This window comes from Citrobacter sp. Awk 2 (assembly GCF_028069815.1).
Lineage (GTDB): Bacteria > Pseudomonadota > Gammaproteobacteria > Enterobacterales > Enterobacteriaceae > Citrobacter.
The window spans coordinates 65,628-79,138 of the sequence record NZ_JANEWL010000007.1 but is presented as its reverse complement, the minus strand read 5'-3'; the positions used below and the strand labels follow the sequence as shown (position 1 = coordinate 79,138).

The following is a 13,511-nucleotide window of genomic DNA, read 5'->3' as shown; positions in this document are numbered from 1 at the left end:
CTATTAAAGTGATAGGTAACACCGGAAAAATAAAACTGAAATTAGCGCTATACTTATCCTCGTTGAAGATTTGGGACGTAAACATCAAGAGGATATGAAATTATGAGTACCGCAAAACTGGTAAAAACAAAAGCATCTGCCCTCCTTTATACCCGCAACGATGTAACAGACAGCGATAAAAAAGCGACCGTTGAACTGCTGAATCAGCAGGTGATCCAATTCATCGACCTGTCACTGATCACCAAACAGGCACACTGGAATATGCGCGGCGCAAACTTTATTGCCGTACATGAAATGCTGGATGGTTTCCGGACTGCACTGACCGATCACCTCGATACCATGGCTGAGCGTGCCGTACAGTTAGGCGGTGTTGCACTGGGGACAACTCAGGTTATTAACAGCAAAACGCCACTGAAAAGCTACCCACTGGATATCCATAACGTACAGGACCACTTAAAAGAGCTGGCTGAACGTTATGCCGTGGTTGCTAACAGCGTACGTAAAGCGATAAGCGAAGCAAAAGACGAGGATACAGCAGATATCTTCACTGCAGCTTCCCGCGACCTCGACAAATTCTTGTGGTTTATCGAAGCGAATATCGAATAACAGACATATAAGAAATACCTATATTGCCCTCGCATTTGCGGGGGTTTTGCACTTCTATGGTGCATAACATTGATCGTTCGTCACTCCAAAGTAAATTATTTGTAATAATCACTTCACACAATCGTTAACGAAAGATTGTTTTATCAACAATTTTTACGCTAAATAGTCATACCGTTTGCACCACGCCCGTCACGCACCAAATGGGTGCCCTAAAACGGTGCAACCAGCCCGCTTTGCCCTACTTATTGTGCAACAAAATGAGACACCCTCTTTTTAAAACAATGAGTTGCAAAATTGGCACGATTTTTTCATTAAGCCATATGTTCTCGCAGGGGATCGCCCCGTGGATATAAAAGGAAATCCTATGAAGTCTGTATTAAAAGTTTCACTGGCTGCACTTACCCTGGCTTTTGCGGTGTCCTCCCATGCCGCAGATAAGAAACTCGTTGTCGCAACCGACACCGCCTTTGTTCCCTTTGAATTCAAACAGGGCGACAAATACGTTGGTTTTGATGTGGATCTGTGGGCTGCCGTCGCCAAAGAACTAAAGCTGGATTATGAACTGAAACCTATGGATTTCAGCGGCATCATCCCAGCCCTGCAAACTAAAAACGTCGATTTGGCGCTGGCTGGTATCACCATTACCGAAGAGCGTAAAAAAGCCATCGACTTCTCTGACGGCTACTACAAAAGCGGCCTGTTAGTGATGGTCAAAGCGAACAATAACGATGTGAAAAGCGTAAAAGATCTGGACGGTAAAGTCGTCGCAGTGAAAAGCGGTACCGGCTCAGTGGATTACGCAAAAGCGAACATCAAAACCAAAGACCTGCGTCAGTTCCCGAACATTGATAACGCGTATATGGAACTGGGTACCAACCGCGCAGACGCGGTACTGCACGATACACCAAACATTCTGTACTTCATCAAAACTGCCGGCAATGGTCAGTTCAAAGCTGTAGGTGATTCCCTGGAAGCGCAGCAGTACGGTATCGCCTTCCCGAAAGGCAGCGATGCACTGCGTGATAAAGTGAACGGCGCACTGAAAACGCTGAAAGAGAACGGCACTTACAACGAAATCTACAAAAAATGGTTCGGTACTGAACCTAAATAATAATCTACAGCGTAGCCCCGGCAGCGTGATGCTTACCGGGTCTACGCCAGCATTTTTGAGACCTGTAGGCCGGATAAGTACATCCGGTAAAACGGGCATTTGACTCTTTTCACCACGGTAACAGGAACGACATATGCAGTTTGACTGGAGTGCCATCTGGCCCGCCATCCCGCTTTTGATAGAAGGCGCCAAAATGACCCTGTGGATTTCAATCCTCGGTCTGGCTGGTGGTCTGATTATCGGGCTTGCAGCAGGTTTTGCGCGTACCTTCGGCGGTTGGATAGCCAACCATGTAGCGCTGGTCTTTATCGAAGTCATCCGCGGTACGCCAATCGTTGTACAGGTCATGTTTATCTACTTCGCCCTGCCAATGGCGTTTAACGATTTACGTATTGACCCCTTCAGTGCCGCTGTTGTCACCATCATGATTAACTCCGGTGCCTATATCGCGGAAATCACGCGTGGTGCGGTACTCTCAATCCATAAAGGATTCAGCGAGGCTGGCCTGGCGCTTGGGCTTTCACGCACGGAGACCATCCGCCACGTTATTTTACCTCTTGCGCTGCGTCGTATGCTGCCACCGCTGGGCAACCAGTGGATCATCAGCATCAAAGATACCTCGCTGTTCATCGTCATTGGCGTCGCGGAACTGACGCGTCAGGGTCAGGAAATCATTGCTGGTAACTTCCGCGCACTGGAAATCTGGAGCGCCGTTGCGGTGTTCTACCTGATCATTACGCTGGTGCTGAGCTTCATTCTGCGTCGTCTGGAAAGAAGGATGAAAATCCTGTGATTGAATTTAAAAACGTTTCTAAGCACTTTGGTCCAACCCAGGTGCTACACAACATCGATCTGAATATTAAACAAGGTGAAGTTGTGGTGATTATCGGGCCATCTGGCTCCGGTAAATCTACACTGCTGCGTTGCATTAACAAGCTGGAAGAAATTACCTCCGGTGACCTGATTGTTGATGGTCTGAAAGTCAACGATCCCAAGGTCGATGAACGGTTAATCCGCCAGGAAGCCGGGATGGTATTTCAGCAGTTCTATCTGTTCCCCCATCTGACTGCGCTGGAAAACGTCATGTTTGGCCCGCTACGCGTACGCGGGGCGAAAAAAGAACAGGCTGAAAAACTGGCCAAAGAGCTGCTGGCAAAAGTCGGTCTGGCCGAGCGTGCCCACCACTACCCTTCAGAGCTTTCCGGCGGTCAGCAGCAGCGTGTTGCCATTGCCCGTGCGCTGGCGGTGAAGCCGAAAATGATGCTGTTTGACGAGCCAACCTCGGCACTGGACCCGGAACTGCGTCATGAGGTTCTGAAAGTCATGCAGGACCTGGCGGAAGAAGGGATGACCATGGTGATTGTGACTCACGAAATTGGCTTCGCCGAAAAAGTGGCCTCACGCCTGATTTTCATCGATAAAGGACGTATTGCCGAAGATGGTAATCCGCAAGCCCTGATTGAAAATCCACCCAGCCAGCGTTTGCAGGAATTTTTACAGCACGTTTCCTGATGCCTGATACCTCCCTTCAGCCGGAAGGGAGGTTTTTCACCAGAATCCTCTCATTTCAATCCTCTCCCGCCCTGACATCTATACTTATCCTTTTGAATTTGTTTTCTCATGGGAGGAGTGATGCGCTGGTTCCTGTTCATCTTCTTTTGTCTTCTGAGCATGCCGACTCACGCGGTAACGATACCTGGCGTTCCCTCCCCGGCCCCAACCAGCCCGCAAGCTGGACCCACGACAGAACCCGATATCGAACAAAAAAAGGCGGCCTATGGCGCGCTGGCGGATGTACTGGAAAATGAGAGCTCACGCCAGGAGCTGATCGGTCAATTGCGCAAAGTAGCGGCCACGCCACCACCCGAACCGGTACCCACCATTGTCCCGCCGACGTTAACGGAAGAAAAAACGGTGCTGGAGAATGTCACGGATGTCAGCCGTCATTATGGTGAGGCTCTCTCAAGCCGTTTTGCCCAGCTGTATCGCAACATCACTGACGCCCCCCATAAAACCTTTAATCTGCAAACGTTCACGAATGCCCTGACCCATTTCCTTATGCTGGCGGCATCTGTTTTTGGCTTTTACTGGCTGATACGGCTTTGTGCACTTCCGCTGTATCGCAAAATGGGGCAATGGGCGCGACGGAAAAACCGCGAGCGCAGTAATTGGGTACAACTTCCCGCCATGATCATTGGCGCGTTCATTATCGATTTACTGCTGCTGGCGCTCACCTTGTTTGTCGGGCAGATATTGAGCGACCGAATGAATGCCGGTAGCCGCACGATTGCATTCCAGCAAAGCTTGTTTCTCAATGCCTTTGCACTGATTGAATTTTTTAAGGCCATTTTGCGCCTGATTTTTTGCCCGGCGGTGACAGAGCTGCGACCATTTAGCATTCAGGATGCAGGCGCACGCTACTGGAACCGGCGTCTGAGTTCATTAAGCAGTCTGATTGGTTACGGGCTTATTGTGGCGGTCCCCATTATCTCGAATCAGGTCAACGTACAGGTCGGCGCAATGGCTAACGTCATCATCATGCTGTGCATCACGCTGTGGGCGCTGTACCTGATTTTCAGAAACAAGAATGAGATAACCCAGCACTTACAGAATCTTGCTGAACGCTCTTTAGCCTTCTTTAGCCTGTTTATCCGTGCTTTTGCGCTGGTCTGGCATTGGCTGGCCAGCGCCTATTTCATTGTGTTGTTCTTCTTCTCACTCTTTGATCCGGGCAATAGTCTGAAATTCATGATGGGCGCAACGTTACGCAGTCTGGTGATCATCGGGATCGCCGCCTTTGTATCCGGCATGTTATCCCGTTGGATTGCCAAAACGATTACCTTGTCGCCGCACACGCAGCGCAGCTATCCGGAATTACAAAAGCGGCTAAATGGCTGGCTGTCAACGGCGTTAAGCGTGGCCAGGATCCTGACTGTGTGTGTCGCCGTTATGTTGCTACTCAACGCCTGGGGACTGTTCGACTTCTGGAACTGGCTGCATTACGGCGCGGGCGAAAAAACGGTCGATATTCTGATCCGCATCGCACTGATTCTCTTCTTCTCAGCTATCGGCTGGACGATCCTTGCCAGCCTGATTGAAAACCGCCTGGCTTCAGATATTCACGGTCGTCCGCTGCCCAGTGCGCGGACTCGCACGTTGTTGACGTTATTTCGCAACGCGCTGGCAGTGATCATCAGTACCATCACGATCATGATTGTATTGTCAGAGATTGGCGTCAATATTGCCCCATTACTGGCCGGGGCGGGGGCTCTGGGACTGGCGATCTCATTCGGATCACAGACACTGGTGAAGGATATTATTACTGGGATATTTATCCAGTTTGAAAACGGCATGAATACCGGCGATCTGGTCACTATCGGCCCGTTAACCGGCACGGTCGAACGCATGTCGATCCGCTCTGTTGGCGTACGCCAGGACACAGGGGCATACCACATCATCCCATGGTCCTCGATAACAACCTTCGCCAACTTCGTCCGTGGGATCGGATCGGTCGTTGCGAATTACGACGTCGACCGTCATGAAGATGCGGATAAAGCCAATCAGGCGCTGAAGGATGCGGTCGCTGCGGTGATGGAAAAGGATGATATTCGTGGGCTTATCATTGGCGAGCCGTCGTTTGCCGGGATTGTCGGTTTGACCAATACGGCATTCACCTTACGGGTCTCGTTTACCACCCTGCCGCTAAAGCAGTGGACGGTGCGTTTTGCGCTCGACAGCGAGGTGAAAAAACACTTCGATCAGGCCAACGTGCGCGCCCCGGTACAGACCTATCAGGTACTGCCTGCACCGGTGTCAGGCCCACAATCAACGGCAGCAGAACCGCTGCCGCCGAGCGAGCCCACGATTTAGCGTTGACGCGCCATAAAACGACGACGCTGATCGTTATCCATAAAGGTCCAGGCTATAAAGCGACTCTGCTTTTGCCCCTGGGCCATCTCTTTTTTAACCACTTTCACCGCGCCAGCATCGGTTAACGCATGGTACAACGGAGGCAGATTCTCACCCCGCGATACCAGAGTGGTGAACCACATCACCTGACGACCAAAGGCCTGGCTTTCTGCGATCATTTTCTTGATGAACGCCACTTCACCCCCTTCGCACCACAGTTCCTGCTGCTGGCCGCCAAAGTTCAACGCATCATCTTTGTCTTGCCCCAGATTGCGGCGTTTGCGCTCGCTTCCGGCACGGGCAGAGGCAGCAGAATCATGGAATGGCGGATTACACAACGTGGCTTCGTACTGCTCATTCTTGTGAATAATGCCGTTGAAGATAGCCGAAGCATCTTTCTGACGACGCAGACGAATCGCCCGGGTTAAGCCCGGGTTGCCATTGATGATTGCCTGAGCGCTGCTAAACGCTTCGCTACTGGTTTCGCTGCCGGTAAAACGCCAGCCGTATTCATGCACGCCGATCAGTGGATAAATGCAGTTCGCCCCTACCCCAACATCCAGCACGCTGGCATTTGCAGGGATGGTTCCGGTGGTTTCACCCAACAGGTCGGCCAGATGGTGAATGTAGTCCGCACGACCCGGAACCGGCGGGCACAGGAAACCTTCCGGGATATCCCAGTTTGCCACCGCATAATAATGCGCCAACAGTGCTTTATTGAGCGCCTTCACTGCCTGCGGATTCGCAAAATCAACACTCTGCTCGCCGCCTGGCGTGAGGGTGAGAAATTGCGTCAGCTCGGGGGTAACCTGGCATAACGTCGCAAGATCATAACGGCCATTGTGGCGGTTGCGTGGATGTAATCCCGGTTTCTGGGGGGGCATAGCATTCTCCTTTTAACAGCGGCGTAAGATACCCGCATAACGCCACGGGGTAAACATACACAGCAGGGAAATTTCATTTTTTATGCGAATTACATCGTTCAAAAAACAGCCTGTTGTTGGTCGATTTTTTGCGGCAAATACCCTGCAATGACGACCTAAACTTATCAGGCACGATCTGTTGTTTCTCAGAGGATATCATCATGAAGAAATGCCTCACATTCCTTGCCGCTACCGTACTTACCGGCATGACATTTGCGACTTTTGCTGCACAGCCCAATACCAGTCCTGCCACCGGTCCACTACAAGCCTCCGGTACGATTTCCGTGAGCGGAGCATCAAGCCTGGATGACCTCGAAGGTAAGCTGGCAGAAAAAGCGAAAGAGCAAGGCGCGAAAGGCTTTGTGGTTAATTCCGCTGGCGGTAAAAATCAAATGTACGGTACAGCAACTATCTATAAGTAACTCTCCCTCAGCTTAACTGCATTCACCCTGAATGCAGTTTGCTGTTCTCTTCTTCCTGAAAGCTTCCGCTTGAATTGTAACCACCATGTTGGAATTTTGAATTCAATGTAAATAAATGTATTTATTTTTGAAGTAATGAATGCTAAAACGTCGCACTTATTGATAATGCTTATCAAAATTATTATCAATTACGCATTTCATTCAGGCGAGACCTGCAGGGTATAACGTCCACAGAGATGTCCCTTCGTTTGAGTGAAACCTTCTACTCAAAAATAATAAGTCATTCATCAACATGGATAAAAATCGCAATCTGCCGTCTTGTAGTTTTCATTCGCTCACCTTCTTTGCCGGCCTGTGTATTGGCTTGTCTCCAGTAGCCCAGGCCGTCGCCGCAGGTTCACAAGAGACAAAGCAGGAAGATACGCTGGTCGTTGAAGCGGCCAAGCCCTCGCTGTATGCCCCAACGCACTCTGCCGACCCGAAGTTCTCTCGTCCGGTGGCTGACACCACTCGCACCATGACAGTGATTTCTGAGCAGGTTATTAAGGATCAGGGGGCAACCAATCTTACTGATGCGTTGAAAAACGTGCCCGGTGTTGGTGCATTTTTTGCGGGTGAAAATGGTAATTCCACCACCGGCGATGCGGTGTATATGCGAGGAGCTGACACCTCAAACAGCATTTATATCGACGGTATTCGTGATATTGGTAGCGTCACGCGTGACACCTTCAATACGGAACAGGTTGAAGTGATTAAAGGGCCTTCCGGAACCGACTATGGTCGCAGTGCCCCCACAGGCTCCATCAATATGATCAGCAAGCAGCCGCGCACCGATTCAGGTATTGATGCCTCAGCCAGCGTCGGTAGCGCCTGGTTCCGCCGGGGAACGCTGGATATCAATCAGGTCATCGGTGACACCACCGCGGCACGCTTAAACCTGATGGGTGAGAAAACGCATGATGCCGGACGCGATAACATTAAAAACGAACGCTACGGCGTGGCCCCCTCTATTGCCTTTGGTTTAGGCACCGAAAACCGACTGTATCTGAACTATCTACACGTCACCCAGCACAACACACCGGACGGAGGAATTCCGACGATTGGTCTGCCTGGCTACTCAGCGCCGTCTGCTGGAACATCGGCCCTGAACCATTCAGGAAAAGTAGATACACATAATTTCTATGGTACCGACTCCGATTACGACGACTCGACGACCGATACCGCGACAATGCGTTTCGAGCATGACCTGAGTGACAGCACGACCCTTCGCAACACCACGCGCTGGTCGCGCATTAAACAGGATTATCTGATGACCGCAGTCATGGGCGGCGCATCAAACATCACGCAGCCAACCCGCAACGTCGATACCTGGAGCTGGTCACGGGTGGCGAATACCAAAGATGTCAGCAACAAAATCCTCACCAACCAGACCAACCTGACGTCAAAATTTTATACCGGTGCGGTCGGACATGACATCAGTACCGGCGTGGAGTTGACCCGTGAAACACAGACCAACTATGGCGTAGCGCCACTCACACCGCCACCGGTCAATATTTACTCACCGAACAGCAACGTAAACATTGGCGGATTATCCCGTAATGGCGCCAACGCCAACGGCCAGACCGATACCTTCGGTATTTACGCCTTCGATACGCTGCAAATTACGCGTGATATTGAACTGAACGGTGGTATTCGTCTGGATAACTACCGTACCCAGTATGACAGTGCAACCGCGTGCGGCGCTTCTGGTCGCGGTGCCGTCGCGTGCCCAACGGGCGCTGCCAAAGGTTCTCCGGTCACCACCGTCGACACCGCGAAATCAGGTAATCTGGTGAACTGGAAAGCAGGTGCACTGTACCATTTGACCGAGAACGGCAACGTTTACATCAACTATGCGGTTTCCCAGCAACCGCCGGGCGGCAGTAATTTTGCCCTTGCTCAAAGTGGGACCGGTAACAGCGCCAACCGTACCGACTTTAAACCACAAAAGGCAAAGACCAGCGAAATCGGGACGAAATGGGAGGTACTGGATAAACGCCTGCTGTTGACCGCCGCCGTTTTCCGCACGGATATCGAGAACGAAGTTGAACAGAACGATGACGGGACATACTCCCAGTATGGCGAAAAACGTGTTGAAGGCTACGAGCTCTCCGTGGCAGGAAATATTACCCCGGCATGGCAGGTGATTGGCGGTTATACCCAACAGCGCGCCACGGTGCATAGCGGTCAAGACGTCGCGCAGGATGGTTCGTCTTCCCTGCCGTATACGCCGGAACATGCCTTCACACTCTGGAGTCAGTATCAGGCTACTGATGATGTTTCCGTTGGTGCCGGTGCTCGTTACGTGGGCAGCATGCATCGCGGTTCGGACGGCGCCGTTGGGACGCCATCCTATACCGAAGGTTACTGGGTTGCAGATGCCAAGTTAGGCTATCGCGTGAACCGTAATCTCGATTTCCAGTTGAACGTCTACAACCTGTTTGACACCCAATACGTATCCTCCATTAACAAAAGTGGATACCGTTACCATCCGGGTGAGCCAAGAACCTTCCTGCTCACCGCGAATATGCATTTCTAATCCATTGCGTGGGGCGTAAGCCCCACTTTCAGGAGAAACACTGATGATGTACCACATTCCCGGCGTCCTGTCGGCGCAGGATGTCGCCTGGTTTCGCGAACAACTGGAAACCATAGACTGGGTTGATGGCCGTGTCACAACGGGCGCTCAGGGAGCACAGGTTAAAAATAACCAGCAGGTTGACACGCGTAGCGAGCGCTATATGGCATTGCAACAAGCGGTGCAGAACGCTGTGAACAACAGTGCGTTGTTTTTCGCTGCCGCACTGCCGAAAACCCTCTCTACGCCGCTGTTCAATCGTTATCAGAACAACGAAACCTACGGTTTTCACGTTGATGGCGCGGTGCGTAGTCACCCGGAAAACGGCTGGATGCGAACTGACCTTTCCGCGACCTTGTTTTTAAGCCATCCCGACAGCTATGACGGCGGGGAACTTCGGGTAAATGATACTTACGGACAACATACGGTGAAGCTTCCGGCTGGCGATCTGGTACTTTACCCCTCCAGCAGTCTGCACTGCGTCACGCCGGTTACCCGAGGAACCCGTGTGGCATCGTTTATGTGGGTCCAGTCGATGATCCGTGATGACAAAAAACGCGCCATGCTGTTTGAACTGGATAAGAACATTCAATCACTGAAAGCGCGCCACGGAGAAAGTGCAGAGATCCTGTCGTTGCTTAATCTTTACCATAACCTGCTGCGCGAGTGGTCCGAAATCTGATACGCCTGTAGGCGCTCGTTTTTCCCCCATCTCATTCGCTATAATTATTCTATAAACGAATTTTATAAAACGAATGACAGGAGGCACACATGGCATCTGGCTGGGCAAATGACGACGCCGTGAACGAACAGATCAACAATACGATTGAAGATGCTGTTGCCCGTGCCCGTGGCGAGTTACCCACGGGAGAAAGTCTGCATGAATGTGAAGAATGTGGCAATCCTATCCCGCAGGCGCGCCGTGAAGCGGTACCTGGCGTGCGTTTGTGCATCTCCTGCCAACAGGACAAAGATTCACATAACTCTGCATTTTCAGGATATAATCGCAGAGGTTCGAAAGACAGCCAGCTACGTTGACTCATCTTTACCAAAAGTTTCAGCGCATACGATTTCCTTTACGAGCACGCTTTTTCACTCACGGTGTAGCAAAATGTGCCGTTGTCACTTTCTCTGTAAAGCGCAATGACAAGAACTGTAAATCCCTCTTCTGAATTTATTAATATTCAATAAGTTATTTGTCATTCAATTTTTTTGATTGATGTCGTCAATTCTATTCGATTTTCTCTCACCGAAAAAAACGTGATACTTCTCACATCGACAGAACAACGTCTACTGAACAGAACATCGACTAACCGAATAAACCTGCGAGAGAAAAATCATGAAAAACATTAAATTTGCTGTTGCTGCTATCGCCCTGTCTACCCTGTCATTTGGTGTTTTCGCTGCTGAGCCGGTCACCTCCACTCAGGCACAAAGCATGAATAAAATGGGTGTGGTATCTGCTGATGGTGCCACCACGCTGGATGGCCTGGAAGCAAAACTGGCTGAAAAAGCAGCTGCTGCTGGTGCAAGTGGTTACAGCATCACCTCCGCTGTCGGCAACGACAAAATGAGCGGCACCGCGGTTATCTACAAATAACCAACAGAATTCCTGTACGACCCAATGCTCCAACCCTCATTGACCCTGTTTGTTACCCTTGTTTGCCCGTCCGCCACTGGACGGGCTTTTTTTTATCTAACGCTCAAGCCGTTGGCGAAACGCCTGCAATACCGCATCCGGCATACCGATTTGCCGTGCCGCCTCACATATCGCTTGCCAGCTTCCGGCATCAAGCGGGATACCCTGCGCCAGCCGCTCTTCACGGGTATTCACTTCCCACTCGCCCGGTAACAGGATGGGCGCATCCTCAGCATGCGGCGACGCTTTGACCCATTCAGCAAATGCCGAAACCTGATTGTCACAGTCCGGGGCACCGAAGAGTGTTGGGTTAATGATGATCGTGGTCATGCAGTTAATAATGGCATCTGCACTGTTCTGCAAACTGGCTTCGTGGGTCGTTTTACCGCCAGAGAGCGCACCGCCCAGGATTTCACACATTGCCGCCAGCGCGTAGCCTTTATGCTGAGCGAAGGTGAGCAGCGAGCCCAATGGTGATTCCTGCATAACAGCAGGATCGGTGGTAGGAGCCCCCAGGGCATCAATCAGACAGCCCGGCGCAACCGGCTCACCTTTGTGCCACGCCACGCGCGTTTTACCGAAAGCAATGGCGCTGGTCGCGTAGTCCAACAGCAACGGGAAATCATTTTTACGTGGAAACACAACGCAGAAAGGGTTGGTGCCAAAACGGCTATCACGACCATGGAACGGCGCAACCATCGGAATCCCCACCACATTCACAAAGTGTATAGAGACAAAGCCCGCCTCCGCACACTGCTCCGCCCAGTAGCCAATGCGTCCAATATGGTGAGAATTATGCAGTGCTACCGCAGCAATTCCGTACTGCTGTGCTTTCTCAATCCCCAGCGCGATAGCTTCATGCGCGGCTACCTGACCAAATGCGCAATCCCCATCCAGCGTAACCACTGCCCCCGCCTCTTTCACCACTTTCGCATGACGATTGATCTGCAAATGCCCCTGCGTGAATGAGCGAATGTAGCTTGGGATCATCCCAATACCGTGTGAATCATGGCCGGCGAGGTTTGAGGCAATCAGATGATCGGCCACCAACTGCGCTTCCTGCTCGTCACTCCCCATCTGGCGGAAAACGGCCTGAATAAACGCATGCAGCGTTGGCGCGTGAAAGCGATGTCCACTGTTCATTGTAATCTCCTGTTGTGTTGCGTGTTTGTTGTGTTTCTTATTTTTCAACAAACTATGCTGCGCTACGGTAGCCAGGAGGTCAATAAACGTGCAGAAATTTCACGTTGCAAAGGGTACAGGACAGGAACGACTAACGGGCCAGATGTCAGGCCCGTCGGGATGACGAAAGGGTCAGAAGCTTTGATCGACGCGAGCAAGTCCTTCTGCCAGTGTGGCGGATTCCCCGGTGGCCACCAGACAGCAAGCCATCTGAATTTTCAATGAGGCCGGTATCGGCTCGCTTCCGGCCAGACAGCGTTCTATCCAGCGGGCGGTCGTTTCCGGATCTTTTGCTACCGGCAGTGGGACTGGCTCGTCAGGCATCTCACTCTGGCGGTCCTGTAGCACACGCACTCCCGTCGGGTCTATCAGGCTAATCTGCGGGCAACGTTGCGGGTTGGCATACACTTCGCCTTCCGTTCCATGCATCAGCAGACCACGGCCGCCGATGTCGCCGAAAAATTTTGCCACTCGCGAGACATATTCGGGATGAGAAACACTGGCAAGACGCAGCGCGGCATCTTCTGCAAACGGTGTGGCCAGCTTCGCCAGCGTATGTGCACTGTTGCGAACGCCCATTCTCCAGCGCATCGCCAGTTGCGTCTCCAGCGGCGGACACAGCGCGCGCACCGGAATAAACACCGGTTCATGGCCATCCAGTTTTGCCTGTGCCTGGCCGGCATGCAGCGTGGGCATGATCCCCATCAGTTCAAAAATGGTTTCTGTCAGCACGCGGGTTGGGTCTTCGCTGACGCCGTGTACCAGCACCGGGAATCCCAGTTTATGCAGTAAAATAGCCAGCAGCGGCGTCAGATTGGCTTGCTTTCGCGCGCCATTGTAACTGGGGATCACAATAGGCATGGGTTTGGCAACAGGCGGCGTCAGGCGAATGGTATGGTTTTGCATCGCTTCATAAAAGCCCAGCATCTCCGCTTCTCCCTCGCCTTTAATACGCAGCGCAATCAGCACGCCGCCCATCTCAAGGTCAGGGACATCGCCATTCAACATATGGGTATACAGTCCGCGAGCAGTATCCTGGTCCAGGTCACGCGCGTGATTTTTACCTCGCCCAATCTCTTTGATGATTTTGCGGTAATCCATC

At 51.6% G+C, this 13,511-nt stretch carries 13 protein-coding genes; 10 read left to right on the top strand and 3 right to left on the bottom strand.

Translation table 11 applies throughout. From position 1 onward, the window contains the following. The first annotated feature begins 102 nt into the window (after window positions 1-102). From dps to ybiO, 5 genes are all read left to right on the top strand, one after another. Window positions 103-606, top strand: coding sequence for a DNA starvation/stationary phase protection protein Dps (gene dps, locus NNO02_RS03650; protein ID WP_005123679.1), 504 nt, complete (start codon window positions 103-105; stop codon window positions 604-606). Between the two features lie 364 nt (window positions 607-970). Continuing rightward, window positions 971-1,717 carry a glutamine ABC transporter substrate-binding protein GlnH gene (gene glnH / locus NNO02_RS03645; RefSeq protein ID WP_271441273.1) on the top strand — a complete coding sequence of 249 codons (747 nt, stop codon included), beginning with the start codon at window positions 971-973 and terminating at the stop codon, window positions 1,715-1,717. Window positions 1,718-1,850: 133 nt separating this feature from the next. Beyond that, on the top strand, window positions 1,851-2,510 hold the full coding sequence (glnP, locus tag NNO02_RS03640; protein ID WP_005123684.1) for a glutamine ABC transporter permease GlnP: 660 nt from the start codon (window positions 1,851-1,853) through the stop codon (window positions 2,508-2,510). Beyond that, the gene (glnQ, locus tag NNO02_RS03635) at window positions 2,507-3,229 is read left to right on the top strand and encodes a glutamine ABC transporter ATP-binding protein GlnQ (RefSeq protein ID WP_271441272.1); all 723 of its coding nucleotides are present in this window, start codon (window positions 2,507-2,509) and stop codon (window positions 3,227-3,229) included. Before glnP ends, glnQ begins: the two co-directional genes overlap by 4 nt. A gap of 120 nt (window positions 3,230-3,349) precedes the next feature. Then, a complete protein-coding gene (gene ybiO, locus NNO02_RS03630; protein ID WP_271454223.1) occupies window positions 3,350-5,587 on the top strand; it encodes a mechanosensitive channel protein in 2,238 nt (745 codons plus the stop codon). Here ybiO and rlmF read toward each other — a convergent pair. Continuing rightward, the gene (gene rlmF / locus NNO02_RS03625; RefSeq protein WP_115602333.1) at window positions 5,584-6,510 is read right to left on the bottom strand and encodes a 23S rRNA (adenine(1618)-N(6))-methyltransferase RlmF; all 927 of its coding nucleotides are present in this window, start codon (window positions 6,508-6,510) and stop codon (window positions 5,584-5,586) included. The two genes, ybiO and rlmF, sit on opposite strands and share 4 nt — an antisense overlap. A 200-nt stretch (window positions 6,511-6,710) precedes the next feature. On the opposite strand from rlmF, the gene mcbA reads away from it, so the two are divergent. The 5 genes from mcbA (at window position 6,711) to ybiJ (ending at window position 11,188) form a co-directional block, all read left to right on the top strand. Then, window positions 6,711-6,971, top strand: a complete 261-nt coding sequence (gene mcbA / locus NNO02_RS03620) for a DUF1471 family periplasmic protein McbA (RefSeq protein ID WP_137384321.1) — start codon at window positions 6,711-6,713, stop codon at window positions 6,969-6,971. Window positions 6,972-7,263: 292 nt separating this feature from the next. Next, complete coding sequence (locus NNO02_RS03615; RefSeq protein ID WP_271454222.1) at window positions 7,264-9,549, top strand: catecholate siderophore receptor Fiu; 2,286 nt, start codon at window positions 7,264-7,266, stop codon at window positions 9,547-9,549. A gap of 43 nt (window positions 9,550-9,592) precedes the next feature. Next, window positions 9,593-10,270, top strand: a complete 678-nt coding sequence (gene ybiX, locus NNO02_RS03610; RefSeq protein ID WP_137384323.1) for a PKHD-type hydroxylase YbiX — start codon at window positions 9,593-9,595, stop codon at window positions 10,268-10,270. Window positions 10,271-10,359: 89 nt separating this feature from the next. Then, on the top strand, window positions 10,360-10,626 hold the full coding sequence (locus tag NNO02_RS03605; protein ID WP_048212198.1) for a DksA/TraR family C4-type zinc finger protein: 267 nt from the start codon (window positions 10,360-10,362) through the stop codon (window positions 10,624-10,626). Between the two features lie 301 nt (window positions 10,627-10,927). Then, complete coding sequence (gene ybiJ / locus NNO02_RS03600; RefSeq protein WP_048212199.1) at window positions 10,928-11,188, top strand: DUF1471 family protein YbiJ; 261 nt, start codon at window positions 10,928-10,930, stop codon at window positions 11,186-11,188. A 96-nt stretch (window positions 11,189-11,284) separates the two neighbouring features. On the opposite strand, the gene NNO02_RS03595 is transcribed toward ybiJ, so the two are convergent. Together NNO02_RS03595 and ybiB are read right to left on the bottom strand one after the other, a co-directional pair. Next, a complete protein-coding gene (locus NNO02_RS03595; RefSeq protein ID WP_271454221.1) occupies window positions 11,285-12,370 on the bottom strand; it encodes a malate/lactate/ureidoglycolate dehydrogenase in 1,086 nt (361 codons plus the stop codon). 171 nt (window positions 12,371-12,541) lie between these two features. Further along, on the bottom strand, window positions 12,542-13,510 hold the full coding sequence (gene ybiB, locus NNO02_RS03590; protein ID WP_271449716.1) for a DNA-binding protein YbiB: 969 nt from the start codon (window positions 13,508-13,510) through the stop codon (window positions 12,542-12,544). Between the last annotated feature and the right edge of the window lies 1 nt (window position 13,511).